Origin of the sequence: Streptomyces sp. NPDC017056, from assembly GCF_044332485.1 — a bacterium.
Classification (GTDB): domain Bacteria; phylum Actinomycetota; class Actinomycetes; order Streptomycetales; family Streptomycetaceae; genus Streptomyces.
Window position 1 is genome coordinate 367271 of record NZ_JBIRPD010000001.1, and the last position, 24980, is coordinate 392250.

Genomic DNA, 24980 nt, shown 5'->3' on the forward strand with positions numbered 1-24980 from the left:
GGCCGGTGCCCGGACCGGACCGTCGTCCGGTCCGGTCCGGGCACCTGGCCTTACGGCTCCAGGCGCCCCGGGCGTACGGCCACGGCCTCGGCCGTGACGGACCCGCTGTCGCGGAAGTGCAGGGTGAAGGCGACCCGGTCGCCCGGTGTGAGGTGCGGCGGCGGGCTGACCATCACGTCCACGCCGGTGGGCGCCATGCGCAGTTCGCCGCGGGCCGGGACGGCCACGGCACCGGCCATCTCCATGCGGTGCGCGCCCTCGGCGATCTCGACGTCGCGGCCGACCATGGCCTGGTGCCCGGCGGGGCCCGTGACGCCCGTCAGCTCGTCGGCGGTGGTGCCGGTGTTGCTGATGGTGAAGAAGGCCGCGGTGGCCTCCGTGTTGGAGGGGACCAGGACACGGCCTTCGGTCACGCGCAGCCGGGCCGGGGTGCCCGCGTTCCCGGTCACGGTCCAGGCCGTGAGGCAGCCGAGCGTCAGCGCCCCCGCGAGGAGAGGTACGGCCGCGGAACGGAGAGCGGTGCGGGCGGCGGAGAGTGACTGGGTCATGCGGTGTCCCGGGAGAGTGCGGAGGAGGCGCGGGGCTCGTCGGCTGCGGCGAGGGGGGCGGGCCGAGGCTTGCCGGTCGCCCGCCCTCCCGGGCGCCACGCCCGGAGCCGCAGGCTGTTGCCCACCACCAGCAGCGAACTCGCGGACATCGCGGCAGCCGCGATCATCGGGTCCAGCCGGCCGACGGCGGCGAGCGGCACGGTGACGAGGTTGTAGCCGAAGGCCCAGACGAGGTTGGCGCGGATGGTGCCCAGCGTGCGCCGGGCCAGCCGTACGGCGTCCGGGATCGCCTGGAGGTCCGCGCGCATCAGGGTCACGTCGGCGGCGCCGATCGCCGCGTCCGTACCGCTGCCCATCGCGATGCCGAGGTCGGCGCGGGCCAGGGCCGCCGCGTCGTTGACCCCGTCGCCGACGACCGCGACCCGGCCGCCGTGCTCCTTCAACGTGGTGACCAGCGCGGCCTTCTCCTCCGGCAGGGCGCCGGCGTGGATCTCCGTGATGCCCAGGTGCCCGGCGACAGCGCGCGCGGTGGCCGCCCGGTCCCCGGTGGCCAGCACCGGCCGCAGGCCCAGGCGCCGCAGGTGGTCGACGGCCCGGTAGCAGTCGGGCCGCAGCGTGTCGCCGACGGCGATGACGGCTTCCGGCGCGCCGTCGACCGTCACCAGCACGGCGGTGTGCCCCGCGGTCTCGGCCGTACGGACCGCGTCCCCGAGCGGAACGGGCAGTTCCGACGGTTCGCCCGGCCGCCCCACGGCCACCATCCGGCCGTCCGCCTCACCGGTCACGCCGTGCCCGGCGGTCGCCGTGAAGTCGCGCGCCGCGGGCAGCGGCCGGCGGTCGCCGAGGGCTTCGCGGCGGGCCGCGGCGTACGCGGTGACGGCGCGCGCCAGCGGGTGTTCGGAGCCGTGCTCGACGGCGGCGGCCAGCCGTACGGCTTCGTCCTCAGGGAGACCGGGGGCGGTGGGGGCGGCGGGGGCGCCGTCCTTGGCCGCGCGCGCCGCGGGGGCGGCGGAGGCCGCGTCCTTGGCCGCGCGTGCCGTGACGGCGACCACGCTCATCCGCCCGGTGGTGAGCGTGCCGGTCTTGTCGAGCACGAGCGTGTCGATGCGCCGCAGCCGCTCCAGGGCGCGGGGCCCGCTGACGAGAATGCCCAGCTGCGCGCCCCGGCCGGTGGCGGCCAGCAGGGCGGTGGGGGTGGCCAGTCCGAGCGCGCAGGGGCAGGCGACGACCAGGACGGCCACCGCCGCGGTGACCGCGGCCTGCGGGTCGGCGCCCGCCCCCAGCCAGAAGCCGAGGACGGTGACGGACACCGCCAGCACGGCCGGCACGAAGACCCCCGCCACCGTGTCAGCCAGGCGCTGCACCCTCGTCTTGCCGGTCTGCGCCTCCTCCACGAGCCGGGTGATACGGGCCAGCCGGGTGTCCGCGCCGACCGCGGCGGCCCGCACTTCGAGCAGCCCGCCCGAGTTCACCGCGCCGCCGACGACCGCCGAGCCGGGACCGACCTCCACCGGGCGGCTCTCCCCCGTGACGAGGGACAGATCGAGGGCGGAATTCCCTTCGGTCACCGTGCCGTCGGTGGCCACCCGCTCCCCCGGCCGCACGAGGAACAGGTCACCGACCCGGAGCCGGGACACCGGAATGCGGCGTTCCACGGTGTCGCCGTCTTCCGCGCCGTCGGCCGGTACCCGTACGGACACGTCCTTGCCGACCAGCCCGGCCAGCGACCGCAGCGCCGAACCCGTCTCACGGCGCGCCCCGGCCTCCAGCCACCGCCCCGCCAGGACGAACAGCGGAACGCCGACGGCCGCCTCCAAATAGATGTGCGCGGTGCCGCCACTCAGGAAGAGCGCGTACGCCGACCAGGCGAACGAGGCGGCCACGCCCAGCGAGACCAGGGTGTCCATGGTCGCGGCACCGTGCCGCAGGCCGCGCGCCGCGCGGCGGTGAAAGGGCAGCGCACCCCACACGGCGACCGGCGCGGTCAGCGTGAAGCAGAGCCACTGCCAGTTGCGGAACTGCCAGGCGGGAACCATCGAGAGGACGAGGACGGGCAGGGACAGCAGCGCGGTGAGGAGGAGGCGGTTGCGCGCGGCGCCCGCCGGCTCCTCCCCGACAGGACGCGCGGACTCCCGTACGGGCTCGGGCGGTTGTGCCGTGAACCCCGCCGCCTCCACGGTCGCCACCAGGTCGCCGACGGGCAGCGTGGCCGGGTGGCGCACGCGGGCCTTGCCGGTGGCCAGGTTCACCGAGGCGCTCACCCCGTCGAGCCTGCCGAGCCTCTTCTCCACCCGGCCCACACACGCGGCGCAGGTCATCCCGCCCACCGTCAGCACGGTGACGCGCTCGCCCATCACATGCCGCCCATGTCGGCCATGCCGTCGCCGCCCGCGGGCTGTTGGGGCCCGGAGGGCTGGACGCCCGGCCGGATGCCCGGCGCCACGGGCCCTGCGGCCGCCCCGGCCGCGTACGCGCACACGAACAGGACGACGAGCAGCGCCACGAATCCGGACACCGGTTTCGCGGGCAGCACGGACGACAGACGCCGGACGAAAGGCATGGCCACTCCGATACACAGACGGAAGGGGAAAGGGGGAGGGGGAAAGGGGGGAAGGGGGAGGGGGGGAAGGGGAAAAGGAAAGCGGGAAAGGGAGGCGGAACGAGGCGCGCGGAACGCAGGAAATCGGCGGCGCGACCGGGCCGCTCGGCGCAGCCCATCGTGGCACGGCCGACGGCCCGCACCCCCGCCGTGAACGCCTGCCGCCCCACGTGAGGTTTGTCCTTCCCACCCGCCGGAACCAGCACGGGCGCCGCACCGACTACCTGAGGATGTGCCGCCTGGCCGCCGCGCAATTCCCGTATTCCGGCGGGAACTCGCCGCCCCTCCCGGCCGACCACTGGATGAAGCGTGCGCGAGGCCGGCACCGGGCGCGTACGCGGACCCCGGACTTCTCCACCCACCCGCGAAGGAGCCCCGCGCATGTGCGGCATCACCGGCTGGATCTCGTACCGCGAGGACCCCCGCGCCCAGCCCTCCGTCATCGAGCGGATGACCGCCGCGCTCGCCCGCCGCGGGCCCGACGCCTCGGGCACCTGGTGCGGCCCGCACGCCGCGATCGGCCACCGGCGCCTGGCCGTCCTCGACCTCCCGGGCGGTGCGCAGCCCATGACCGCGCCCGCCCAGAGCGGCACCGGGGCGCCACCCGGCCCGCCGGACGTCGTCCTCACCTACAGCGGCGAGATCTACAACCACCACGCCCTGCGCGCCCGACTCCGCTCACGCGGCCACCACTTCGCCACCCGCAGCGACACCGAAGTCCTCCTGCGCGCCTACCAGGAGTGGGGCGACGGCCTCACCGGACACCTGGACGGCATGTACGCCTTCGCCATCTGGGACGCGCACCGCGAACGGCTCCTCCTGGTACGCGACCGGCTGGGCGTCAAACCCCTCTTCTTCGCGGAAATACCCGGCGGCCTCGTCTTCGGCTCCGAACCCAAGGCCCTGTTCGCACACCCCGCCTGCCGCCCGCGCGTCGACGCACAGGGCATGCGGGAGGCGTACGGCCTGGTCTTCGGCACCGGGGAGACGCTGTGGTCCGGTGTGCGGGAGGTGCAGCCGGGCGGCGTGGCGGTGTTCGACCGGGACGGCCTGGCCGAACGCCTCTACTGGCGCCTGGAGGCCCGTCCGCACACCGACAGCGGCACCACCGCGACGGTGGACACCGTCCGCGCCCACCTGGACCGCGCCGCCCGCGCCCAGCTGGAGGCGGACGTCCCGCTGTGCGCCCTGCTCTCCGGCGGCCTCGACTCCACCGTCCTGACCGCGCTGCTGGCGGACGAACTGCGCGTACGGGAAGGTCCAGCGGCGCGCCTGCGTTCGTACGCGGTCGACTACAGCGACCAGGTCGAGCGCTTCACCGGCGACGTCCTGCGCACCGGCCACGACACCCCGTACGCGGCCGAGGCCGGCGCCTTCATCGGCACCGACCACCACCTGGTGGTGCTCGACCCGCAGGCCCTGCTGGACCCGGCACACCGCGCGGCCGTCGTGGCGGCCCGCGACTCGCCCATCGGCGTGGGCGACATGGACACCTCCCTGTACCTGCTGTTCGGCGAGATGGCCCGGCACTCGGCGGTCGCACTGTCCGGCGAGGCCGCCGACGAGGTCTTCGGCGGCTACCCCTGGTTCCGCAATCCCGCGGCGCTGGCCGCCGACACCTTCCCGTGGCTGCTGGTGACCAGCGACGAGGCCGCCATGCCGCTGCACCCGGCGCTCGCGGACACGCTGCGCGTCGGCGAGTTCCAGGCCGACACCTACCGTTCGGCGCTGGCCGACGTACCGCACCTGGACGGCGAGACACCCGCGCAGCACCGCCGCCGCGAACTCCAGCACCTGTCGCTGACCCGCTGGCTGCGCCAGCTGCTGCACCGCAAGGACCGGCTCAGCATGGCGCAGGGCCTGGAGGTACGGGTGCCGTACTGCGACCACCGGCTCGTCGAGTACGCCTTCAACACCCCCGTCGAACTCCAGGACTTCGACGGGCGGGAGAAAAGCCTGCTGCGTGCCGCGGGCGCCCGCCTGGCGCCGCACTCCGTACTCCACCGCCCCAAGAACCACTACCCGGCCACCCACCACCCCGACTACAACCGCGGCCTCCAGGACCTGGCACGCGACGCGCTCGCGGCCGGCCAGGGCCGTATCCGCGACCTCGTCGACGAGACCGCCGTCAAGCCCTGCCTCGACACCCCGCCCGAACACCTCCAGTGGGGCCACCGCCTGCGCCTGGAACGCGTCGTCGACCTGTCGCTGTGGCTGGACCACCACCGCCCCGAACTCGCCTTCTGACCGTCTCGCCTCCAGGAGAACCCACCCGTGCACCTCCCCGAACCGCTCCCCCTCCACGGAGCCGACTACAAGCGTGACCCCTACCCCCTCTACACCGAGCTGCGCGCACGCGGGCCCGTCCACCGGGTCCGGTTCCCGAGCGGGGTGTGCGCCTGGCTCGTCACCGGCTACGAGGCAGCGCACCAGACGCTGAACGACCCCCGCCTGGGCAAACACCACTCCCGGGGCAACGCGGCCTGGCGCGCCCGCGCCTCGATCATGCCCGAGCCGCAGCACTCGCAACTCCAGGTCCACCTGCTGCACCAGGACCCGCCGCGGCACACCGACATGCGCCGGCTGATCACCGACGCGTTCACGCCCCGGCGGGTCGCGGAACTCCGGCCGCGCTTCGAACGCCTGGCGGACGCGCTGCTGGACGCACTGCCGCCCGCGGCCCCCGGGCACCGGGCGTCCGCCGACCTGGTCGAGACGTTCGCCGCCCGCTTCCCCTTCCTCGTACTCGCCGAGGTCGTCGGCCTGCCGGCGGAGTTCACCGAGCGGTTCGACCGGGACTGGGGCAAGGTCGTCCAGCCCGTCGGCCCGGACGACCCAGGCCGCCCCGCGTACGAGGCCAGACTCCGCGGCCTCCAGGGCTACATCGCCGATCTCGTCCGCCACAAAAGACAGGAAGGCGGCGGCACGGACCTGCTCTCCCGGCTGGTCGCCGCCCGCGACGAGGGCGCCCTGAGCGGCGCCGAACTGGACTCCATGATCTTCCAGCTGCTCGTCGCGGGCCAGGAACCCGTCACCAACCAGATCACCACGGCGCTGACCGCCCTGCTCCGCCACCCGCACCACCTCGCGGCGCTCCGCGACGCCCCCGCGCTGCTCCCCCGCGCCGTCGAGGAACTGCTCCGCTACGACAGCGCCTTCGAGCTGACGACCTGGCGCTTCCTGGCCGAGGACGCCGAGCTGCACGGCACCCGGGTCCCGGCGGGCGACTCCGTGATCGTCTCGCTGTGCGCGGCCAACCGCGACCCCGCCCGCTTCCCCGCGCCCGACACCCTGGACCTCGGCCGCACCCCCAACCCCCACCTGGCCTTCGGTCACGGCAGCCACTTCTGCCCCGGCGCCGCGCTGGCCCGCGCCGAACTGCACATCGCTTTGGAGACGCTGCTCCGCCGCCTGCCGGACCTGCGCCTGGCCGTACCGGACAGCGACCTGGACTGGATACCGGCGGTGCTCGCACGGGGCGTCAGCGCGCTTCCGATCACGTACGGCCCGCACGGAGAAGCCCGATGACCAGCACGGCCACAACCACAACCACAACCACACCCGCGACCGCGATCACGGCCACCGCCACCGCCACCGCCATCCTCGCCACCCTCCTCCCGCACCGCCGCACCCTGGAGACGACGGGCTACGCCACCACCGCCGACTTCCCCTCCCAACTGGCCCAGTTGGAAACCCTGGTCGCCGCCCGGCGCCCCATCCTCCTCACCCTCCCCGGCTTCCCCTGCAAGTCCCCCAACCCGGCCAAGGTCCTCGGCCGCCTCCCCGACGAGGGCGAACGCCTCGCCCTGCGCTTCCTCGACCGGCTCTGCGCCCGGATCGGGGAGCTGTACGCGCCGGGCGCACGGCTCGTCATCTGCTCCGACGGGCACCTCTTCAGCGACCTGATCGGCGTCACCGACCCGGACGTCGACGCGTACAACGACGCCCTGCGCGCCATGATCCGTACGGCCGGACTGTCCCACCTCACCACCTTCGACCTGCGCGACGTCTACGGAAACCTGCCCTGCGACGCCAAACGCGCACAGGTGCACGCCCGGTACGCCCCCTCCCTCGACTCCCTGCGCGCCGAAACCCGCGGCGCGGCCACCGGCGACGGCGAGACGCTGCGCCTCTACCGCGGCATCACCCGCTTCCTGTTCGAGGACGCCACCGGCTTCGAAGGCACCCGCTCCGCCCTGCAACGCGCCTGCCGCACCCGCGCCTACGGCGTCATCCAGCGCAGCCGCGCCTGGGGCGCGCTCATCGCCGACCACCACCCCGGCGCCGTACGGCTGTCCATCCACCCGCAGCCGCGCGGCGCCGAGAAGTTCGGCATCCGGCTGCTCGACGCGCCCGACGCCTGGATGACGCCATGGCACGCGTGCGTGCTGCGCCGGCCGGACGGCAGCGTACGGCTGATGCGCGCGGCCGACGCGGCGAAGCAGGGCCAACTCACCCACCAAGACGGCCGCCCAAGCCACTACGAATACGAGACCGGACGGCCGTCCTCCCACTGCTTCTCTCCTGGCGCTCCTCGCCCTTCAGAGCCATCGGGTGCCGCTAGGCCAAACGTTAAGAGCAATCTTCGCTAGCCTCTGCTGTCGTGCCTCAATTCCCTCGATCCGCCACTTTTGATTGGTTTCGTCCCATAGTTCTTCAATCTCAGTCTGAGACGACACCAGCAAAGCCGAGCTGGAATAGAGATGCCCCTTATCGGAATAGGGCAACGTCGACACGTTCGAGTTCTTTTTCCCTGCGAGTAGCGTTAGGTTCCCAAGTCGGCTCACCCAAGCCTCGTGATCTTCCAGACGCATACCCTCAGCAGGCTTTTGAGGGTAAACGTATTCCACAAATACTTTCCCGTCGCCAAGCGCTATCTCTTCATGCACCTCAGCCTCAGCACGCAGGTACTGCTCGATCTTGGCAAGGAGGTATCGTGACTGGGATTGCTTCGGTATGGACGCCTCTCGGAAATCCGCTTCAAAGGTTTCATCATCTGGAATCCATCCAAGAATTCGGCGGATCACGCCCTCTACAGAAGCTCCATTCGATATTTCTTTGGCTGCACTGAAGAGGTTCTCCTCCAGCAAGGTCGACTCACGCCGGCCAACTACGGTCCAGCGGACGTAGTAGCTTATGGATGCATCAAGGAGAGTCTGAAGCTCCGAGTAGTTAACAACCCCTGACGCCGATAGCATGAGGGGGTATAGGGCATCAGCACTCATGGACCTCACCTCTCCAAGCGAGGCATCGAACTCGGCGTGCCCCGTACTGCTAGTAATGAGGTCGGCGTACCGTCCAGCGGCCCCTTCAAGCTCAGCCGAAAAAGCGCCCACACTGTACACCTGCGGACGTTTATCGAATTTACCACTCAGCTCCTTACGAATGATGGAGTAGAGGCTATGAGACTTGACATCGCCATTTTTCGAGACCCAGAAATGGCGCAGGAACTTCTCAATCTCCTCCCGGCGCATGAAACCGTCAAGAAGTGACCGCCAAGCGTCATTCACCCGGTCCTTCTCGAGGCCACTCCTGCTCTTTTCCATCAGAAAGTTTCTAACGAGATCCACGGTGGACAAGTCTTTCCCGCGCGAATTGATAGTCTCAAAAACTTCATTCGCATCACTGGAAGAAGGAGTCTGGATCTCAACGAATACCAGTCCGTTAATCAAGCACTCACGCAAGGAATCCAAGTAGTCCAACCGGTCTTCCGCATCCGGGTAAGCTTCAAGTCGATTGCCGATCTTTGCGCGGAAGTAGTTGTAGGCATCGAGTATGAGCCGATGAGAGGGGCGCGAAGGGTTTTCGATACGTGGACATTTTCCGGTTATTTCACTCCAATCCTGGATGTGATCACGGAAAAAGTCGCGATCAAACAGAGACAGCACCAAAAAATACTCGATGGGATCTTTGCGTCCGGACTTACGGGCAATGTAGTCCCGTTGAATATTGTTGGCACTCGACATTCCCTCTGCCGTCGCCATTCCCCAAAGAGCGTCCCTGATGGCAGCTATCAGAATAGTTGAAGTGGTGATCCTCTGTTGACCGTCAAGGAGGGAGCGCGCTTGTACAGAGTCCGCCGTAATGGTCACTACCGGGCCAATGAAGTACTCCGACGAAGACTCTCGGCCACTTTCTCGAGCTTCATTGAACTTTTCGATGTCCGACCAGAATACGTCGACCTCTTTTTTCGTCCACGCGTACTGGCGCTGACTGTCATCCGGCACACTAACAACGGGGTTGTTCGCGCCAATTAGCTGCCCGAGAGTCTGACGCTGCGCCTGCTTGATGATGGCCATCCGAAGAACCTCCACTCGACCCGGGAGGGGCGATCCTACCGCCCGCTGCCCGCCGCTGTGGGGACAAGGGGAGTCCCAGGCCCGACTTAGGCGAGTACGACCAGTGCGGTGGAAGCGCCTGGTAGCTTTAGGTAGCAGCGTCGGTTGGGAACGTACGAGGATTGGTGGGGGCATGGGCATTTCGAATGAGAACACGGCAGCACATCACTTGCACACCTTGTTGAAAAGCGTTCGTGACTCAGGTGAGCAGACTCTCCGTGGCGCTTGGTGCAAGGTTCTTGATGCCGACATGGATAGCTCCGAGTTCGCACGACGCCACTCGGAAGTTGTCATGCTGCTTCAGATGACGATTCGCCAATTGAATTCTCTGCCAGAAAGGTCGCGCCTACGGTGTGAGCGGTATGTGGCCGATTGGTGGACCGTTGTGGTGCAACCCATTCACAACTGGGGAGACCACACCCGGACACCGCAATCACTATTCCCGCAAGATAAGCTTGACCATCTCGAATCTGCAGCAGACTTGATTTCCGGAAACCTCATAGGGTCGGGCGCCGCGCCCAGGAGTGCCGATCTCGATGAGATGGCAATGCGATGCAATGAATGGATCGACCTTCTGACTGCAATGTCAGACGCCGAGATTGACGGGCCAGTGCGAGATGCTTTGATATCACAAGTACGTCATTTGCTATGGCTCATCGAGAACGCAACTATGTTCGGTGGCGCACGGGTAGCCGAGGAGGCAAGTACCGTGATCGGTTCGCTTACTCAGGCCAGTGCGACGCTAGCCAACGTACAGCCTAATCACGCCAGCCGCTGGAAGAAGATGCTGCTGGGGCTCATTGCTGCGTGCGTAGTATTCAACCAAGCTGCTCCTGTCTTGCAGGGCTCGATCACGGCCGGCGAAGAACTTGTCAAAGAGATCACCGCCGTAGCCAATGATTTTGGCAGCGATGAATAAAGGCCAGATATAGCAGCTCCGCCGATCTGCCCCTGGAGAGCGACTCCACAGGTTTCGTGGAATCCGAATATTTCGCGTAAGAATAGCCCCGGGGCGAGTCCGGATACCCTATTGGCCTCTGGCTGAACAGTTACGGCATAGGGCTCCGGCCTCGGCCCTACAACTGACCAGTCGCGTGGCGCGCCTACGGGTTTTTGGTAGGTAAGAATTACATTCGAAAGCCGATAAAAGCACACCTTTCGGTGAGCGCAGCATCGTTTTCTCACTCGCCTACCTCGGAGGCTCTTGCGTAGCGTCTATGATCCTCATGGGCTTCATTTCTCTCACCACACTGGTCGGCGAACGCAGAATTCTGGGTAGGTTTCTCGATTCGGCCAGTAGACGGCACATCCTCACTCCTGTCACGCTGAGGGGCGAGTAGGCGCGGGTGTCTCCCTCGGTCTGGCGTCAACGGTCCGGCGTTGGTCGACGGCGATCAGCGGGTCCCCCGTCAGCGGGTGGTCGACCACCGCCGCCCGCACCCCGAACACCTCGGCCAGCAGGTCCGGCGTCAGGACCTCTCGCGGGGCGCCGGACGCCACCACCGTCCCCTCGTGCAGCACGTGCAGCCGGTCGCAGACGGCGGCCGCCGCGTTCAGGTCGTGCAGCGAGACGAGCGTCGTACAGGCCCGGTCGCGCAGCAGGCCCAGCAGCTCGACCTGGTGCCGTACGTCCAGGTGGTTCGTCGGCTCGTCCAGTACGAGCACGTCCGGGACCTGCGCGAAAGCGCGGGCGAGCAGGGCCCGCTGCCGCTCCCCGCCGGAGAGCGCCGAGAACCGCCGCCCGCCGTACTCCGCCAGCCCCACATCGGCCAGGGCGCGGGCCACCGTCTCCCGGTCGGCGGCGTCGTCGCCCGCGAACGCCCGCTTGTACGGGGTGCGGCCCATCGCCACCACCTCGTGGACGGTGAGTTCGAAGTCGCCGCCGCGTTCCTGGGGAAGTGCGGCGATGTGCCGCGCGGCCCGCGTCGCCGGCATGGCACCGACGTCCTCGCCGGCCAGCAGCACCCGGCCCGCGTCCGGCCGCAGATGCCGGTACACGGTGCGCAGGACCGTGGACTTGCCGCTGCCGTTCGGGCCGACCACGCCCGCGATCTCGCCCGGCGCGGCCATCAGCCGCACCCCGGCCACGACGCACTGCCCCGCGTAGGACACCCGCAGGTCCTCGATGTCGATCCGCATACCGGTGTCCGCGCCCGTGTCCGTGGCCATATCCATATCCGTGTCCGTGCCCGCGTCCGTGTCCGTACCGGCTTGCGCCCGTGCTTGCGCGTTCACGATCCCGCCCCCAGCCGGCGGTCGAGGACGTACAGCAGTACCGGCGCGCCGACCAGCGCCGTCACCACGCCCACCGGCAGTTCCTGGTCGGCCATCGCGGTTCGGCACACGATGTCCACCACAACCAGCAGCAGGGCCCCGGTCAGCGCCGCCAGCGGCAGCAGCCTGCGGTGGTCGCCGCCGACGAGCAGCCGGCACAGATGCGGCACCATCAGCCCCACGAAGGCCACGGCCCCGGACACCGACACCAGTACGCCGGTGAGCAGGCTGGTCACCACGAACAGCAACCGGCGCAGCCGGACCACGTCCACGCCCACGCTCGCCGCCGTCTCGTCCCCCATCGTCAGCGCGTTGAGCGCGCGGGCCCGCGCCTGGAGCACCAGCAGACCGGCCGGCACCGCGAGGGCCGGCAGGACCAGCGTGCTCCAGGTCGCGCCGCCGAGGCTGCCCATCAGCCAGAACAGCACGCCGCGCGTCTGCTGTTCGTCCCCTGCCTGTAGTACGAGATAGCTGGTGATCCCGGCCAGGAACTGCCCGATGCCGACCCCGGCGAGCACCAGCCGCAGCGGCGCGAAGCCGCCGCCCCTGCGGGCCAGCGTCCAGACCAGCGCGAACGAGGCGAGCGCCCCCGCGAAGGCCGCCAGCGACAGCCCCAAGCCCCCGGCCAGGCCGAACGCGCCGCCCGTACCGGCCACGGCGCCCGCACCCAAGACGATCGCGGCCACCGCGCCGAGCGACGCGCCGTTGGAGATGCCCAGGAGGTACGGGTCCGCCAGCGGGTTGCGCACCAGCGCCTGAGTGGCCGTACCGACGAGCCCGAGGCCCGCGCCGACCAGCGCGGCGAGCAGCGCTCTGGGCACCCGCAGCTGCCAGACGATCAGGTCGTTCGTGCCCGGCCTCGGCGGCTGCCCGCCCAGCCGCCGGAACACCACCGACCACACCTCCGCAGGAGCGATGTCGGTGGCGCCGAAGGAGACGGCGGCGGTCAGCGCCACGAGGAGCGCGAGCAGCAGCGCGACGGCGAGCCACGGCGTACCGGGCAGCACCCGCGGCGTACGGGGCGTGGTTGCTATACCGGGCGTACGGGGCTTGGTTGGCGTACGGGGCTTGGTTGGCGTATCGGGCATCAGCGGGCCGCCGCCGCGGCCTCGCCCAGCCGGTCCGGGTACAGCGTCTCCGCGATCCGCCGCACCGTGTCGGCGTTCCCGACCCCCGCGATGGTCGTCTGCTCGGAGCCGATGCGCAGGAATTTCCCTTCCTTTACGGCACGCAGCCCCGCCGTCCCCGCGAACCCCTTCAAAAACTGCTCCGCCTCGTCGAACGCCTTCTCATTCGCGGCAGCACTCCCCCGGTTCCGTACGCCCAACTGAATCCAGTCCGGGTCCTTGTCCACCACGTCCTCCCACGACACCGGCTTGAAGTCGCCCGCACAGTCCGCGAAGACATTGCGCGCCCCGGCTTCGGTCAGCACCGCGTGCGCCACCTGCCGGTTGCAGACGGCCACCGGCTGCTTCGTGCCCGCGTCGAAATCGAAGAAGAAATACGACGGCCGCTTCGACGCGGGTACGTCCGCAATGGCCTTCCGCACCCCGGAGACCTTCTTCTCCATCTCCGCGACGAGTTGCAGCGCACGCTGCGAAGTGCCCGTGACCTGCCCGAGCCGCCGGATGTCGCCCTCGACGGCAGACAGATCCCGCTGCGGCACCTTCTTGCGCGGCGCGCACGCCGTCGAGGCCAGATAGACGTGCTTGATGCCCGCCGCGGCGAACTCCTCCTCGGTCGGCGCGGCAGCCGCCCCGCCCATGTTCCCCATCGACGCGAACGTATCGATATAGAGATCGGCCCCGGACCCGAGCAGCTTCTCCTTCGGAATCACCGACTTGCCCAGCACCGGAACCCGCTGCGCCTGCGCGTCCAGTTCCGGCGGCAACGTTCCCTTCCCCGGTGGAAATCCCGTGCCGACAACCCGGTCACCCGCCCCCAGCCGAAGCAGCATCTCCAGGCTCGACGCATTGCTCGTGACGATTTTCCGCGGCGCAGCGGAAAACGTCGTCTCCCGCCCGTCGCAATCGGTGACCGCGACCGGGAAACCGGCATTGCCGCCGTCCCGGGCGCCCGCGGCGCTCCCGCCCGTACCACCGTCGGCACCACCGCATCCGGTGGCCAGCGCGGCCACCCCCACCGCCAGCGCCGCCGCCATCGTCACCGTCGTCGTCGCTGTCCGCTTCCTGCGAGGACGCATACGCCCGTACTCCCTGCCGCTCGACTGTCCGGCGGCCCGCCACTGCGAGCCGCGGACCAGGTAGTCGAGCGGACGGCGCCCACGGTTCCCGCGGAATCGGCCCGGTGGCCGCGCGCCGCCGGAGGTTAGAGTGTCCGGGCCGTGGTGTTCGGGAAGACCGGTGACGACCTTCGGGTCCAGGCCGGAGCGGCCCTCGCCACTGTGATCGGGAAGTTCCCGCCCCTTTCCGTACGCGCCTGCGCCCGTACGGAGCCACTGTCCGCAGCCCGCGGCCGGGAAGGCCGGGCCGGGCGCGCTCACCCGTAAGCCAGGAGACCGGCCACGGCATCTCACGAACTGATCCACGAGGTGCTGGAGCGTGACCACCGAATGCCCCTGTCCCCCGCCCCCCTACCCTCCCCTTCCTCTTCCTCCTCTCCTTCCTCTCCCCCCTCCCCCCTGCCCGGTTTCCGCTGGCAGCGTCAGGACACGGTGCGCACCGCGGGCCTGATGGCGGTGATAGCCGCGCTGCACGTCGTCGCCTTCGGCGTACTCTTCCTCCTCGTCGTGCCGAACCACTACACCGTGGGTTCGCAGGTGTTCGGCGTCGGCCTCGGCATCACCGCGTACACCCTCGGCATGCGGCACGCCTTCGACGCCGACCACATCGCCGCCATCGACAACACCACCCGCAAACTGATGGCCGACGGCAAACGCCCGGTGTCCGTGGGGTTCTGGTTCGCGCTCGGGCACTCCAGCGTGGTCGTCGCCATGGCCGCGCTGGTCGCCGGCGGCGCACAGCTGGCGGGCACCCTGCTCGACGACGAATCCCGCACCCACCAGGTCCTCGGCACCGTGGGCACCACGGTCTCCGGCACCTTCCTCTACCTGATCGCCGCGCTCAACCTCATCGCGCTGGCGGGCATCTGGCGGGTCTTCCGCGCCATGCGGCAGGGCCGCTACGACGAGGCCGAGCTGGAGGAACACCTCGACTCCCGCGGCTTCATGAACCGCGTCCTGGGCCGCTTCACCCGGTCCATCACCCGCCCCGGCCAGATGTACCCGCTCGGCTTCCTCTTCGGCCTCGGCTTCGACACCGCGACCGAGGTCACCCTGATGGTGATGGCGGGCAGCGGCGCCGCGGCCGGCCTGCCCTGGTACGCGATCCTGGTCCTGCCGCTGCTGTTCGCGGCGGGGATGAGCCTGTTCGACACGCTGGACGGTACGTTCATGAACTTCGCGTACCAGTGGGCGTTCTCGAACCCGGTGCGCAAGGTCTACTACAACCTCACGATCACCGGCCTGTCGATCGCCGTCGCGTTCTTCATCGGAACCATCGAACTGGTCACCGTCCTGCACGAGAAGCTGGACCTGAAGGACGGCGTCACCGACTGGATCTCGTCCATCGACCTGGACAACGTCGGCTTCATCATCGTCGGCCTGTTCGTGGTGGTCTGGGCGGCGGCCCTGGCGTACTGGCGGCTGGCCGGGGTGGAGAAACGGTGGACGGCGCGGACGGCGGGGACGGCGGAGGCCGGTGAGAGGGAAGCCCCGGAAACCGCCTGAGCCGACCTCCGGCCCCCGGCCCCCGGCCCACCGTGGCCCGCTCCGGCACTCGCCCGGAGCGGGCCCCGCCCCCGAGGGCGTGCGTTCCTCAGGGGCTTGCGCCCCTCACGTCGCCGAACCGGCCGCCGCGCCCGTCTTCAACCCGGGACCCCAGCGCTCCAGCGCCGCTTCGAGGTCGAGCGGGAGCAGCCGGTCGGGCTCGTCGGCGCCCGGCCAGTCCTCACGCGGCACGCGCCACATGACCTCGAACTCGTTGCCGTCCGGATCCTTCGCGTACAGCGACTTCGACACGAGGTGATCGGTGGCACCCACCAGCGCGCCCCGCCCGGCCAGCTCGGCCGCGGCATCCGCGAGCTCACCGAGGGTGCCGACCTCCCAGGCCAGGTGGTACAGGCCCACCCGCCCGTGCTCGGGGCCCGGCGCGTGGTCGCCGACCGCGAACAGCCCGAGATCGTGATCGTTGGCCGTCCCCTCGGCACTGAGGAACGCGGCCCGCCCCGGCACCTCGGTGTCCACCCGGAACCCCAGCGCCTCGGTGTAGAAGGCCACGGCGCGCGCCACGTCACGCACATACAGCACCGCATGGTTCAACCGCCGCACACTCACATCAATCCCTCACTTCTCACGTCTCCCACGTCCCGTCCGTCGCTTTCCCCACCGGGTGTCACTTCCGCAGCAGCAGAATCACGCCCGCCAGGACCACGCCGAGCACCACGGCAGCCACGCCGTACGCGAGCCGGTGCGCACGCAGGACCGGCAGCAGCCGGTCGATCGCGTACCGGCCGGGACCGGTCAGCGCGAGGGCCCCCGCACCCGCCGTGAGCAGCAGCTCGTACTCCACGCCCTCGGGCGCGAAGAACCCGCCGCCCCACTTCACCGCCAGCGCGTTCACCATCGTGCCGACGATCGCCGCGCCGGCCAGCGGCGTCAGCAGCCCGACCGCCAGCCCGAGACCGCCCAGCGTCTCGCTGAGCCCGGCCACCACGGCCATCGCCTTGCCCGCCGGATACCCACTGGCCGTGAAGAACTGCTCCGTCCCGTCCAGCCCGCCCCCGCCGAACCAGCCGAACAGCTTCTGCGCACCGTGCGCGGCCATGGTCAGCCCGACCGCGAGCCGCAGCACCAGCAGGCCGACGTCGTACGCGTGCGGAGTCGCGGCGTGCCGGTCGTCGGCACCGCTGCCGTAGCTGCTGAGAGGGCTGAGGGGGGAGGTCATACGAGCGCTCTTTCCTGTCTGGCGACCCGCCGGGCGGTCTGCCTGGCGGCCGGTCGCGAACCAAGTACCCAAGTACTTGAAACTTCAAGTCACACATCGACGATACACATCACTTGAAAGTCGAACAACCGATTCCTGCCCACCCCTGCCCGCCCGGGAACTCTCCAGGCACGCCCCCACCCACCAAGCAACACTTCAAGCCACCCCGGCGCCCCCTACCGGGCGCCCGCCCAGCAGTCCTTGTCCCCGCCGCGCCACTCCACCAGCCCCGGAGCATCGAGATCGATGTCCTCGGCATCCGGCGCCAGCCCGGCGTGCCGCAGAAACTCGGCGACATCCCCCCGCCCGTACGCCAGCCCGACGATCTGCCCACGAACGGTGACCCGGCGCCCGCCCGACGGCGAGGGCGGGTGCACGATCACCGGCGGATGCTCACCCATGCTTTCAGCGTGCACCGAGACCGCCCCCCACGCACGTCGAAGACCGGATAACGGCACCCGGCCGATCCCCGCACAATCCGACGAGGGAAAATGCAAACTCCAACCACAAACCCCACCCACAATTCACCCTCGAAGAACAGATGAAACTACCGGTCACCATCCACCAGGCCCGCCTCGGCGCCGAGAATTTCAAAGTGATCCGCCCGGCCCGCCCCCTGCCTCACGCCGTACTCGTAGACCGCGACCTACGCCTCAACCTCTGCCTAGACCAGGAATCCGCACAACACATCGGCGCCCTGTGGACGCTGGCGGCAACATCACCACGCGCACTGATCCACCTGCCACTACGAGCCACCCAGCCCGGCGCCCAGACCCTGGACCTGGTGCTACTCCACCACTCCCGCCAGTTCGCACCGTCACGCTGGAAAGACGTACGCCGCCGCCTACCCCCCGGCCGTCCGCGAACCATCACCCTGCCCGACGCACCCCTCACCGACGAACCCGAAACCGACCCCGGCACCCGCCACCACCGCGAAAACCGCGACCGATTCCATCAACACCTGCACGCCGAAACCCTCTTCATGACCGGCAGCGCAAAACTCTTCAAAGAAACCACCAACCGATTCTCTGCTCTCGCCCAACACACCCCCACCCCACCCACAACCCACCACTGCACCGCATTCCACTCCACCGACGGCACCCTCACCCCCACCGCCCGAGAAATCCACATAGAACTCGGCCCCCGCTGACCCAGGCACAAGAACGCCGGCGAGCGGGGCCGGTTCTGCGATGGCTGCTCTGTGACGGCTGCTCCGTGATTGCTGCGCTCCGCTGCTGTACGTGCCAACACCCCGGATGCAGCTCACCCGGCCAGTCACCGCCTGACGACCAACCCAGGTCCACTCAAAAATCGCTGGCGGTGTCGATCATGGGCGCTACAGTGGTGACACGACTTCAGCACCTCCCGGTGCGCAGGCCGCGGCTACTTCTTCCAATGATCCGCCGCAGCCGTTCTTGATCTCGGGAGGCACAGCATCGGGGTGCCCGGTGCGCAGGCGGGGGATACTTCCACTGTTAATGGGGCGGTTGCGGGTTCGAGTCCCGTCGTCAACTTCTGTTCGGCGTAGCTCAATTGGCAGAGCACCTTGTTTCCTCAGCCGATTTCGATCTCGGGCACCCCTCTGCTGAGCTTCCCCTCCATGTGAGGGGTTTTTCATGGCACGTTTCAACATCCGCACGGCTCGGGCCGCGCCCGCCTCGCCCGTCGCGTCGACCGGCGAGCGCACGATCACCGCCCAGGGCGGCATCGGCCACCTGCGCGACGCGAAGTCCGAGCTGTTCCTCCTCGCCGTCACCAACATGGTCGGCCAGGACACCTTCTACGAGTCCGGCGGCCAGCGCGATGACCGCTACACCACCCTGGTGCACCAACTCGCTGTCGAGGACCCGGCATGGACCTCGGGACTGCTCGCCTGGCTGCGCGGCGACGGCAACCTGCGCACCGCTGCCCTGGTCGGGGCCGCCGAATTCGTCCGGGCCCGCCTGGACGCGACCCGGGGCGATGCCGGGCCCGGCGCTCAGGCGGCCGTCGAGTCGCAGGGCGCGGGCTGGAACCGGCGCGTGATCGCTTCGGTTCTCCAGCGCGCCGACGAGCCGGGGGAGATGTTGGCCTACTGGACGTCACGGTACGGGCGGCGCATCCCGAAGCCCGTCAAGCGCGGAATCGAGGACGCGGTCGGCCGGCTCTACACCGAGAAGTCACTGTTGAAGTACGACAGCGCCAGTAAGGGGTTCCGCTTCGGTGACGTCATCGAGCTGGTGCATCCGGCGCCGCGGGCGCTGTGGCAGGGTGACCTGTTCGAGCACGCCATCGACCGCCGGCACAAGCGGGACAAGCCCACCCCCGAGTCGCTACGGCTGCTGCACGCCCGGGAGGCGATCGGCGAGTGGCCCGTCGCCCAGCGCCGGCCCCTGCTCGACCGCCCGGACGCCGCCGTCTACCTCCAGCACGCCGGGATGACGTGGGAGGCGCTGGCGGGCTGGCTGCAAGGGCCGATGGACCGCAAGGCGTGGGAGGCCGTCATCCCGTCCATGGGGTACATGGCTCTGCTGCGCAACCTGCGCAACTTCGACGAGGCCGAGGTGTCCGACGAGGTTGCGGAGCAGGTCGCGAAGCGGCTGGCCGATCCCGAGCAGGTGGCCCGCTCCCGCCAGTTCCCGTTCCGGTTCCTTGCCGCGTACCAGCACGCGCCGTCGCTGCGGTGGGGGCACGCCTTGGAGACGGCCCTCGGGTACTCGCTGGCGAACGTGCCCGCCCTGCCGGGCCGGACGCTGGTGCTGGTCGACCGATCGGGATCGATGTTCGGTGGCCTCAGCGCGCAGACCCAGCTCAACCGGGCCGACAGCGCCGCGGTGTTCGGTACGGCGGTGGCGCTGCGCGCGGAGTCGGCGGACCTGGTGCAGTTCGGTACCAGAAGCGAGCCGGTGCCGCTGCGCAGGGGCGAGGCCGTACTGCGCGTCCTGGACCGCTTCCGGGCCCTGGGCGGTACCGAGACGTCGGAGGCGGTGCGCAGCCACTACCGGGGGCACGACCGGGTGCTGATCGTGACCGACGAGCAGGCCGCGTACAGCCACCACGGTGACCCGACCGAGCAGGTCCCGGACCGGGTACCGGTCTACACCTGGAACCTGGCGGGCTACCGCGCCGGGCACGGCCCGTCCGGCAGCCGCGCCCGGCACACGTTCGGCGGGCTGACCGACCACGCCTTCCGAATGGTGCCGCTGCTGGAAGCCGGCCGGGACGCCAGGTGGCCCTGGCACGGCAGCCACTGACCATGAGAGCGCCCCTCCCCCAGGAGGGGCGCTTCTCCCTGTGCCGCTGAGGACTGCTGAGGCTGTCCGCCGTAGCCATGCGCCCCATCGCCATCGCCCCGCACCCGTCGGCAACGGCTCCAGGATCACGATGCGCACGGCCATGAACACAGCTCACGGTAGGGCGGCCGGGGCCCATCTGCATTGCTCTGCACTGCGTCCGCGAGAGCGCCACCGCTCTGCCACGCCCGCCCCGCCGAATTCCCCCACGCGGCGAGTCCGCCGCCTTAGCTCTCTTCGGGCGCGGGATGCCGGACGGCGCGCTTGAGGGCCTGCTCCGTCTCGTACCGATTTGCAACGGACCTCAGCGCGGCCTGGGTCTCTTCGGCCGCCGCGCGCCAGGCGTTCCAGAGGTCTTGCCATGTCGCGTGCTGCTCGTCCGTCCACCCGTCACCGGCGGTCGGCCGACCGCACTCGGCCTGGTAGGCGAGGAGTTTCTCGTGCGCCTGGACGGCGGCCTGCTCCAGCTTGATCAATTCGTCCGGGAGTTCGATTGCCACTGGCTGATTCTACTCACCCCTGGCGGAATCCTTCCCCACCTCCGCAGCCCACACCTCCAGCAGCCCCCTCCCGGCCCACCCCAGCCACAAACCGCGAGCGGTGAGGGCGAGGGCGGGGCCGTAGGGTGCGCGCATGATTCGCGCTGCGGTGTTCGATGTCGGTGAGTGCCTGGTTGACGAGACGCGAGAATACGGGACGTGGGCCGACTGGCTCGGCGTCCCACGCCACACCTTCGCGGCGGTGTTCGGAGCAGTGATCGCGCAAGGACGGGACTACCGCGAAGTGTTCCAGGAGTTCCGGCCCGGCTTCGATCTGTACGAGCAGAGAGCGGCGCGCGCGGCATCCGGCCAGCCGGAACACTTCGACGAGAGCGACCTGTACCCGGATGTCCGCCCGGCACTCGCCCAGCTGCGGGCCGACGGATTGTGGCTCGGGATCGCGGGCAACCAGACCGTACGAGCTGGCGGCATCCTTAGGGAGTTGTTCTCCGAGGACGTGGACCTGATCGGCGCCTCGGATGACTGGGGCGCAAGCAAACCCGACCCGCTGTTCTTCGAGCGGGTCGCCGAGGTGGTGCCGTACGAGAACACCGAGATCGTGTACGTCGGCGACCGCATCGACAACGACCTGCGACCGGGCGCCGCATGCGGAATGCACACGGCGCTCCTTCACCGCGGCCCGTGGGCGACGATCCAGTGGAACACCGCCGAGGCTCGCGACCTGCCCACTTTCCGAATCGAGTCGCTCGCCGACCTCTCCGAGTCGATCAGGAAGTTCAACGCGCGAGAGCACTGACCGTCGTCGAACCGTGCAAGGACCCAGCGGGCTGGACAGCAAGGCGAGGCAAAGCAGAGCCCAGTTGATCATTTGGGAGACAACCGGGAGACGCCCCTTGCACTCAGACCGATTCTAGGAGGGACGGAGAGTGTGCCCAAAAGGAGAGATCATGACAAAGGCCCGGATCAGAGAATCCTCTGACCCGGGCCTTTACGTCTACCTGTACTGGCACTACTGGTGGGCACAACAGAATCTGCGCGACTGGAGAAAGGAGGAAGGTAGCGAAACATCTTACAACGACAATATCGCTAACGAGCACGATGATCTGCTCCACCTGGACACAGAGCATATTAAGTCTTATGGCGACATGGTCGAAGTCTGCGATTTGCTACACGCTGACGACTACCTCACGCATATCAAGAAGTACGAGAAAAGCCAAACACTGAGCCATCTATTCTCGCAAGGATATGCTTCTGCCGTACTCCTCGGAGTTGACGAGGCGTACAAGAAGGCACTCGTGGACTTCGCCGAGAGACACAGCGCCGAGATGGGGGAAGTAGCAATGCGATCCCCCCAAGCAGTGACGTACACGATAGCCTTCAAAAAACAGGGTCGCGGAGTGACCGACCTACCTACATTCAGCAAGGTTAACCTCCGCGACTTCGCGAAGAGACTGACTCGCCTCAGAGTTAAGCCGACGGTAGCTCGTATTCAGATCGTTTAGTGAGCGGAGCGCCTACGACGGGTTCAACCACATCGCGGCAGTAGATAGCTCCCCCTCGACCATGTACTTCGCGTCCGGTCCGCGCACGCTGGAGCATTCGCGATGGTGGCGGTACGGCGACTTGCCCCGTGCCGGCTTTCTCGTCCGGAGCGCTGGCCCGCCTCGACCCGCCGGGCCCGCAGAGCGGACCAGCGGGCCACACGGGCCTCGGCCGTCCTCTCGCTTGGCTAGCGGAGTGCAACGATGAGTGTCGCAATCGCTGTCAGTACCCTCGCGAGTACCGTCATCCATGCGAACACAGTGTGTCCCTCTGGCTGGTAGGCAGTACGGGCTGGGCGTGGGCTTGGGTCCTGGGGGCTAGGCATATCCGTCACTGACGTGATCTCCCGAGTCTGTAGCTGTGCGATTCAGCGGCCAAGCCTCGGAGCGCCCCTTCAGTTGATCGCTAAATCAGGGTGGAGGGGCACTCATTTACGCCTGCGCCGCAGCAGAAACGAGCCTAGCGACGCGTCAGCTTTCAGACATGTAGGAGAGCTGCAAACCCCACAGATTCGGAAAAGGATCTAATGTACCCACGAAGGTGAGCAGCGTTTAGCTATAAGAGTCACTGACCTGCGTTTCTGTAATACAAAAACTGGCACTGAGCAGCGCCTTTAGTGCACGCGGGTGCACTGAACGTGCGCAACGAGACCGCCACCACAAGGGGTACATACAGGGCGCGCACCTCGCCGGTTTTGGCCGAAAATAGAACCCGATTAATTGCGGCGCTGATCGTTGAGATGCGGTTTGCCTGCTATGAGGTTGTTCAGCCTCAGCGTTCAATCAGTCTGTAGACCAGCCGAATAGGGCTTGTGGGGGCTACTCGCGAAGTGGCTACCCAAAGGGCCGCCCAAGCCGCGACGTACCCTTACATGAGGTCAGGTGGTTGATCGTTGTGCGCGCGGGCCGGGCGCCGGCCAAGCTGGGGCGGGGCGGAGATCGTTTGCTATGCGCCCTCGGGCTCGGCGCGACTACTCATGCGCGCAATCCGAATGCTGACCGCGAAGTCGCGCAATCTCCCGCAATCGTCGAGCAGCGCGGCGCCACCCCACGCATCCTGAGGGCGCACCCAACCGCGGGAGGACACATGGCGCTCCGCTTCATCGGCACCAGCAGCGACAACGGCGACTGCCCCACCCTGTACGAAGTCGAGGGCACGGACGACATCCTCATCCAGGGCGACCGCGTCACCCACCCCAACCACCTCGCCGAGCTGAGGGACGTGAAGGAGTCAGAGACCTTCGTGACCGTTCCCCGCGATCTTCTCGTTCGCTTCGCCCCGCGGTCAGCGCCTCGCGACATGGTCCCCTTCGCCGAGGTGACGCCCCTGTTCCACGAGTTCAACCACACTGCGTGGCGGCTGGAGACCCGCCGCGGCTACGCGTCGGACCGCGGCACGCCGAAATGGGAGCGCTGGCAGCGCGGTGAAGACATCAGCGCTGAGGACAACGAGTGGCGGGCGAACGTACGCGAGCAGACGAAGCACGGGAAGCGCTTCGAGCGCGTACGGCTCGTCGATCACCCGATCACCGAGGGACAGCGGTTCCTGTTGGACAGCGGCCTCGGCAACGTGGCGGCCGGCGAGGACATCCGCAACCTGTCCCGCGCCAAGGCCGAGCTGTTCGGCCTGCCCAACTGGGACTTCTGGCTCTTCGACGCCCGCGTCCTCGTCCGGTTCGTCTTCGATGAGCAGGACACCACCCTCGGCGTCATCGTGTCCGAGAACCCCGCCGAAGTGCTCGCCGCCTGCCAGGCTCGTGACGCGGCATGGCACCACGCCGTCCCCACGGTCGAGTTCCAGAAGCGGGTACGTTCCACCATGTGAGTTCCGACTACCTGACATCCCGTGTCACCCTCGGCGCCCGGCTGCGTGAGCTGCGCACCGAGGGCGGCATGAACGGTAAGGACTTCGCGGCCCGGCTCGGCTGGCAGGCGTCGAAAATCTCGCGCTTGGAACTCGGGAAACAGACCCCTTCCGCCGCGGACGTCCGGGCGTGGGCGGAGGCTGTTGGCCGGCCTGATGTGGTGGCGGAGTTGGTCGGTCGCCTGAACGGGTTGGACACGCGCTACCGCACGTGGCGCCGCGAGTTGGCCGGCGGGCACCGGGCCCGGCAAGAGGTGGCTATCGCGGAGACTGCGAGAACCCGCGTGATCAGGGGGTTGGAGGTGGCCCTTGTCCCGGGTCTCTTCCAGACCGCCGAGTACGCGCGGCATGTGTTCACCGCGAACGCCACGTTCCGGGAGACGCCACAGGACACCCAGGACGCAGTCCGCAAACGAATGCAGCGGCAGGACGCGCTGTACGAGCCTGGCCGAAAGTTCCGTTTCCTCGTCTGGGAGGCGGCACTGCATACCCTCGTGTGTCCGCGAGTGGTCATGGCCGGTCAGCTTGACCGGCTCATCTCCCTCATCGGGCTGGACACCGTGGAACTCGGGATCATCCCTTTCGCTGCGCAATTGCGGCGCACACCAGCACACGGATTCTGGATCTACGACACCCGGCTGGTGATCGTCGAGACGATCAACGCCGAGTTGTGGCTCGACGACCCGGACAGCCTGGCCCTGTACGAACGGGCATGGGAGTGGCTGGACGAAGCGGCGGTGTACGGCCACCAGGCGCACCGCCTGATCGCCCGCGCGAGGGCATCGCTCGACCTGTCCTGAGCAGCAATTCCAGCAACGTGAAAACGGGATTCGCAATCGCGCGCAATCGGCAAGCGGACGCGCGATCGCCCGCTCTACGGTCCCTGCATGATGACCAAGCCGATCACGGCTGAGGCCGGAACAGCCTGGCTCGCGCAGTGCAGCGACCAGTCTGCGGTGGTAAAGGCACGGTGGCAGGCGGCATTTGGGCTTCCCTGCGGTCGGCCGTCTGGCGCGTCGTCGAGACCGACCTCATGCGGTC

The 24980-nt window shown here is 68.7% G+C and carries 23 protein-coding genes, 1 tRNA gene and 1 riboswitch; of the genes, 12 read left to right on the top strand and 12 right to left on the bottom strand.

Annotated elements, in window-relative coordinates; all coding sequences use genetic code 11:
• Positions 1-50 precede the first annotated feature (50 nt).
• The 3 genes from ACH4OW_RS01700 to ACH4OW_RS01710 are packed head-to-tail and all read right to left on the bottom strand — an operon-like array spanning position 51 to position 3108.
• Complete coding sequence (locus ACH4OW_RS01700; protein WP_360137978.1) at positions 51-548, bottom strand: copper chaperone PCu(A)C; 498 nt, start codon at positions 546-548, stop codon at positions 51-53.
• A complete protein-coding gene (locus ACH4OW_RS01705) occupies positions 545-2902 on the bottom strand; it encodes a heavy metal translocating P-type ATPase (RefSeq protein ID WP_398024121.1) in 2358 nt (785 codons plus the stop codon). The genes ACH4OW_RS01700 and ACH4OW_RS01705 overlap by 4 nt, the downstream gene beginning before the upstream one ends.
• Entirely contained in the window at positions 2902-3108 is a 207-nt protein-coding gene (locus ACH4OW_RS01710; RefSeq protein WP_398024123.1) for a hypothetical protein, read from the bottom strand. The genes ACH4OW_RS01705 and ACH4OW_RS01710 overlap by 1 nt, the downstream gene beginning before the upstream one ends.
• A 420-nt stretch (positions 3109-3528) precedes the next feature.
• Between ACH4OW_RS01710 and asnB the strand changes: the two genes are divergently transcribed.
• From asnB to ACH4OW_RS01725, 3 genes are read left to right on the top strand one after another with little or no spacing between them, the layout of a single operon-like run.
• Entirely contained in the window at positions 3529-5394 is a 1866-nt protein-coding gene (asnB, locus tag ACH4OW_RS01715) for an asparagine synthase (glutamine-hydrolyzing) (RefSeq protein ID WP_398024125.1), read from the top strand.
• A 27-nt stretch (positions 5395-5421) separates the two neighbouring features.
• On the top strand, positions 5422-6675 hold the full coding sequence (locus ACH4OW_RS01720; protein WP_398024127.1) for a cytochrome P450: 1254 nt from the start codon (positions 5422-5424) through the stop codon (positions 6673-6675).
• Entirely contained in the window at positions 6672-7739 is a 1068-nt protein-coding gene (locus ACH4OW_RS01725; RefSeq protein ID WP_398024129.1) for an L-tyrosine/L-tryptophan isonitrile synthase family protein, read from the top strand. Before ACH4OW_RS01720 ends, ACH4OW_RS01725 begins: the two co-directional genes overlap by 4 nt.
• Here the strand turns inward: ACH4OW_RS01725 and ACH4OW_RS01730 are convergent.
• The gene (locus tag ACH4OW_RS01730) at positions 7689-9446 is read right to left on the bottom strand and encodes a DUF262 domain-containing protein (RefSeq protein WP_398024131.1); all 1758 of its coding nucleotides are present in this window, start codon (positions 9444-9446) and stop codon (positions 7689-7691) included. The genes ACH4OW_RS01725 and ACH4OW_RS01730 overlap by 51 nt on opposite strands.
• A 172-nt stretch (positions 9447-9618) precedes the next feature.
• Between ACH4OW_RS01730 and ACH4OW_RS01735 the strand changes: the two genes are divergently transcribed.
• Positions 9619-10404 (top strand): hypothetical protein, encoded by a 786-nt coding sequence (locus ACH4OW_RS01735; protein ID WP_398024133.1) that lies wholly within the window; start codon positions 9619-9621, stop codon positions 10402-10404.
• Between the two features lie 401 nt (positions 10405-10805).
• On the opposite strand, the gene ACH4OW_RS01740 is transcribed toward ACH4OW_RS01735, so the two are convergent.
• The 3 genes from ACH4OW_RS01740 to ACH4OW_RS01750 form a co-directional block, all read right to left on the bottom strand.
• Positions 10806-11624 carry an ABC transporter ATP-binding protein gene (locus ACH4OW_RS01740; RefSeq protein ID WP_398024434.1) on the bottom strand — a complete coding sequence of 273 codons (819 nt, stop codon included), beginning with the start codon at positions 11622-11624 and terminating at the stop codon, positions 10806-10808.
• A 92-nt stretch (positions 11625-11716) separates the two neighbouring features.
• Complete coding sequence (locus ACH4OW_RS01745; protein ID WP_398024135.1) at positions 11717-12847, bottom strand: FecCD family ABC transporter permease; 1131 nt, start codon at positions 12845-12847, stop codon at positions 11717-11719.
• Positions 12847-13920 carry an ABC transporter substrate-binding protein gene (locus ACH4OW_RS01750; protein WP_398024436.1) on the bottom strand — a complete coding sequence of 358 codons (1074 nt, stop codon included), beginning with the start codon at positions 13918-13920 and terminating at the stop codon, positions 12847-12849. Before ACH4OW_RS01750 ends, ACH4OW_RS01745 begins: the two co-directional genes overlap by 1 nt.
• A gap of 167 nt (positions 13921-14087) precedes the next feature.
• Positions 14088-14301, top strand: a riboswitch (cobalamin riboswitch).
• Here ACH4OW_RS01750 and ACH4OW_RS01755 point away from each other — a divergent pair.
• Positions 14299-15507 (top strand): HoxN/HupN/NixA family nickel/cobalt transporter, encoded by a 1209-nt coding sequence (locus ACH4OW_RS01755; protein WP_398024438.1) that lies wholly within the window; start codon positions 14299-14301, stop codon positions 15505-15507. (Overlaps the previous riboswitch by 3 nt.)
• Positions 15508-15612: 105 nt before the next feature.
• Here the strand turns inward: ACH4OW_RS01755 and ACH4OW_RS01760 are convergent, their stop codons facing one another.
• The 3 genes from ACH4OW_RS01760 to ACH4OW_RS01770 all read right to left on the bottom strand — a co-directional run bounded on the left by ACH4OW_RS01760 (position 15613) and on the right by ACH4OW_RS01770 (position 17163).
• A complete protein-coding gene (locus tag ACH4OW_RS01760; RefSeq protein WP_360137999.1) occupies positions 15613-16113 on the bottom strand; it encodes a VOC family protein in 501 nt (166 codons plus the stop codon).
• A gap of 58 nt (positions 16114-16171) precedes the next feature.
• Positions 16172-16723, bottom strand: coding sequence for a DoxX family protein (locus tag ACH4OW_RS01765; RefSeq protein WP_360138002.1), 552 nt, complete (start codon positions 16721-16723; stop codon positions 16172-16174).
• Between the two features lie 215 nt (positions 16724-16938).
• A complete protein-coding gene (locus tag ACH4OW_RS01770) occupies positions 16939-17163 on the bottom strand; it encodes a hypothetical protein (RefSeq protein WP_398024138.1) in 225 nt (74 codons plus the stop codon).
• A 140-nt stretch (positions 17164-17303) separates the two neighbouring features.
• Here ACH4OW_RS01770 and ACH4OW_RS01775 point away from each other — a divergent pair, with 140 nt between their 5' ends.
• The 3 genes from ACH4OW_RS01775 (at position 17304) to ACH4OW_RS01785 (ending at position 19995) form a co-directional block, all read left to right on the top strand.
• Positions 17304-17912: a hypothetical protein gene (locus ACH4OW_RS01775; RefSeq protein WP_398024140.1), complete on the top strand. Its 609-nt coding sequence runs from the start codon at positions 17304-17306 to the stop codon at positions 17910-17912.
• Positions 17913-18210: 298 nt separating this feature from the next.
• Positions 18211-18273 (top strand) — tRNA-OTHER (locus ACH4OW_RS01780).
• A gap of 105 nt (positions 18274-18378) precedes the next feature.
• Entirely contained in the window at positions 18379-19995 is a 1617-nt protein-coding gene (locus tag ACH4OW_RS01785; RefSeq protein ID WP_398024142.1) for a TROVE domain-containing protein, read from the top strand.
• Positions 19996-20261: 266 nt separating this feature from the next.
• On the opposite strand, the gene ACH4OW_RS01790 is transcribed toward ACH4OW_RS01785, so the two are convergent.
• Positions 20262-20534 carry a hypothetical protein gene (locus ACH4OW_RS01790; protein WP_398024145.1) on the bottom strand — a complete coding sequence of 91 codons (273 nt, stop codon included), beginning with the start codon at positions 20532-20534 and terminating at the stop codon, positions 20262-20264.
• A 133-nt stretch (positions 20535-20667) separates the two neighbouring features.
• Between ACH4OW_RS01790 and ACH4OW_RS01795 the strand changes: the two genes are divergently transcribed.
• The gene (locus tag ACH4OW_RS01795; RefSeq protein WP_398024147.1) at positions 20668-21330 is read left to right on the top strand and encodes an HAD family hydrolase; all 663 of its coding nucleotides are present in this window, start codon (positions 20668-20670) and stop codon (positions 21328-21330) included.
• 151 nt (positions 21331-21481) lie between these two features.
• Positions 21482-22036: a DUF6119 family protein gene (locus ACH4OW_RS01800; RefSeq protein WP_398024149.1), complete on the top strand. Its 555-nt coding sequence runs from the start codon at positions 21482-21484 to the stop codon at positions 22034-22036.
• A gap of 917 nt (positions 22037-22953) precedes the next feature.
• On the opposite strand, the gene ACH4OW_RS01805 is transcribed toward ACH4OW_RS01800, so the two are convergent.
• A complete protein-coding gene (locus ACH4OW_RS01805; protein ID WP_398024440.1) occupies positions 22954-23025 on the bottom strand; it encodes an EspF repeat-containing protein in 72 nt (23 codons plus the stop codon).
• A gap of 137 nt (positions 23026-23162) precedes the next feature.
• On the opposite strand from ACH4OW_RS01805, the gene ACH4OW_RS01810 reads away from it, so the two are divergent.
• Both ACH4OW_RS01810 and ACH4OW_RS01815 read left to right on the top strand, forming a co-directional pair.
• A complete protein-coding gene (locus ACH4OW_RS01810; RefSeq protein WP_398024151.1) occupies positions 23163-23900 on the top strand; it encodes a DUF6879 family protein in 738 nt (245 codons plus the stop codon).
• Complete coding sequence (locus ACH4OW_RS01815) at positions 23897-24739, top strand: helix-turn-helix domain-containing protein (RefSeq protein ID WP_398024153.1); 843 nt, start codon at positions 23897-23899, stop codon at positions 24737-24739. The genes ACH4OW_RS01810 and ACH4OW_RS01815 overlap by 4 nt, the downstream gene beginning before the upstream one ends.
• Positions 24740-24980 lie beyond the last annotated feature (241 nt).

Coding starts and splice junctions, on each gene's coding strand:
- ACH4OW_RS01700 (WP_360137978.1), bottom strand. CDS start 548: ATGACCCAGTCACTCTCCGCCGCCCGCACCGCTCTCCGTTCCGCGGCC.
- ACH4OW_RS01730 (WP_398024131.1), bottom strand. CDS start 9,446: ATGGCCATCATCAAGCAGGCGCAGCGTCAGACTCTCGGGCAGCTAATT.
- ACH4OW_RS01795 (WP_398024147.1), top strand. CDS start 20,668: ATGATTCGCGCTGCGGTGTTCGATGTCGGTGAGTGCCTGGTTGACGAG.
- ACH4OW_RS01750 (WP_398024436.1), bottom strand. CDS start 13,920: ATGGCGGCGGCGCTGGCGGTGGGGGTGGCCGCGCTGGCCACCGGATGC.
- ACH4OW_RS01705 (WP_398024121.1), bottom strand. CDS start 2,902: ATGGGCGAGCGCGTCACCGTGCTGACGGTGGGCGGGATGACCTGCGCC.
- ACH4OW_RS01785 (WP_398024142.1), top strand. CDS start 18,379: ATGGCACGTTTCAACATCCGCACGGCTCGGGCCGCGCCCGCCTCGCCC.
- ACH4OW_RS01710 (WP_398024123.1), bottom strand. CDS start 3,108: ATGCCTTTCGTCCGGCGTCTGTCGTCCGTGCTGCCCGCGAAACCGGTG.
- ACH4OW_RS01735 (WP_398024133.1), top strand. CDS start 9,619: ATGGGCATTTCGAATGAGAACACGGCAGCACATCACTTGCACACCTTG.
- ACH4OW_RS01810 (WP_398024151.1), top strand. CDS start 23,163: ATGGCGCTCCGCTTCATCGGCACCAGCAGCGACAACGGCGACTGCCCC.
- ACH4OW_RS01775 (WP_398024140.1), top strand. CDS start 17,304: ATGAAACTACCGGTCACCATCCACCAGGCCCGCCTCGGCGCCGAGAAT.
- ACH4OW_RS01740 (WP_398024434.1), bottom strand. CDS start 11,624: ATGCGGATCGACATCGAGGACCTGCGGGTGTCCTACGCGGGGCAGTGC.
- asnB (WP_398024125.1), top strand. CDS start 3,529: ATGTGCGGCATCACCGGCTGGATCTCGTACCGCGAGGACCCCCGCGCC.
- ACH4OW_RS01765 (WP_360138002.1), bottom strand. CDS start 16,723: ATGACCTCCCCCCTCAGCCCTCTCAGCAGCTACGGCAGCGGTGCCGAC.
- ACH4OW_RS01725 (WP_398024129.1), top strand. CDS start 6,672: ATGACCAGCACGGCCACAACCACAACCACAACCACACCCGCGACCGCG.
- ACH4OW_RS01800 (WP_398024149.1), top strand. CDS start 21,482: ATGACAAAGGCCCGGATCAGAGAATCCTCTGACCCGGGCCTTTACGTC.
- ACH4OW_RS01745 (WP_398024135.1), bottom strand. CDS start 12,847: ATGCCCGATACGCCAACCAAGCCCCGTACGCCAACCAAGCCCCGTACG.
- ACH4OW_RS01770 (WP_398024138.1), bottom strand. CDS start 17,163: ATGGGTGAGCATCCGCCGGTGATCGTGCACCCGCCCTCGCCGTCGGGC.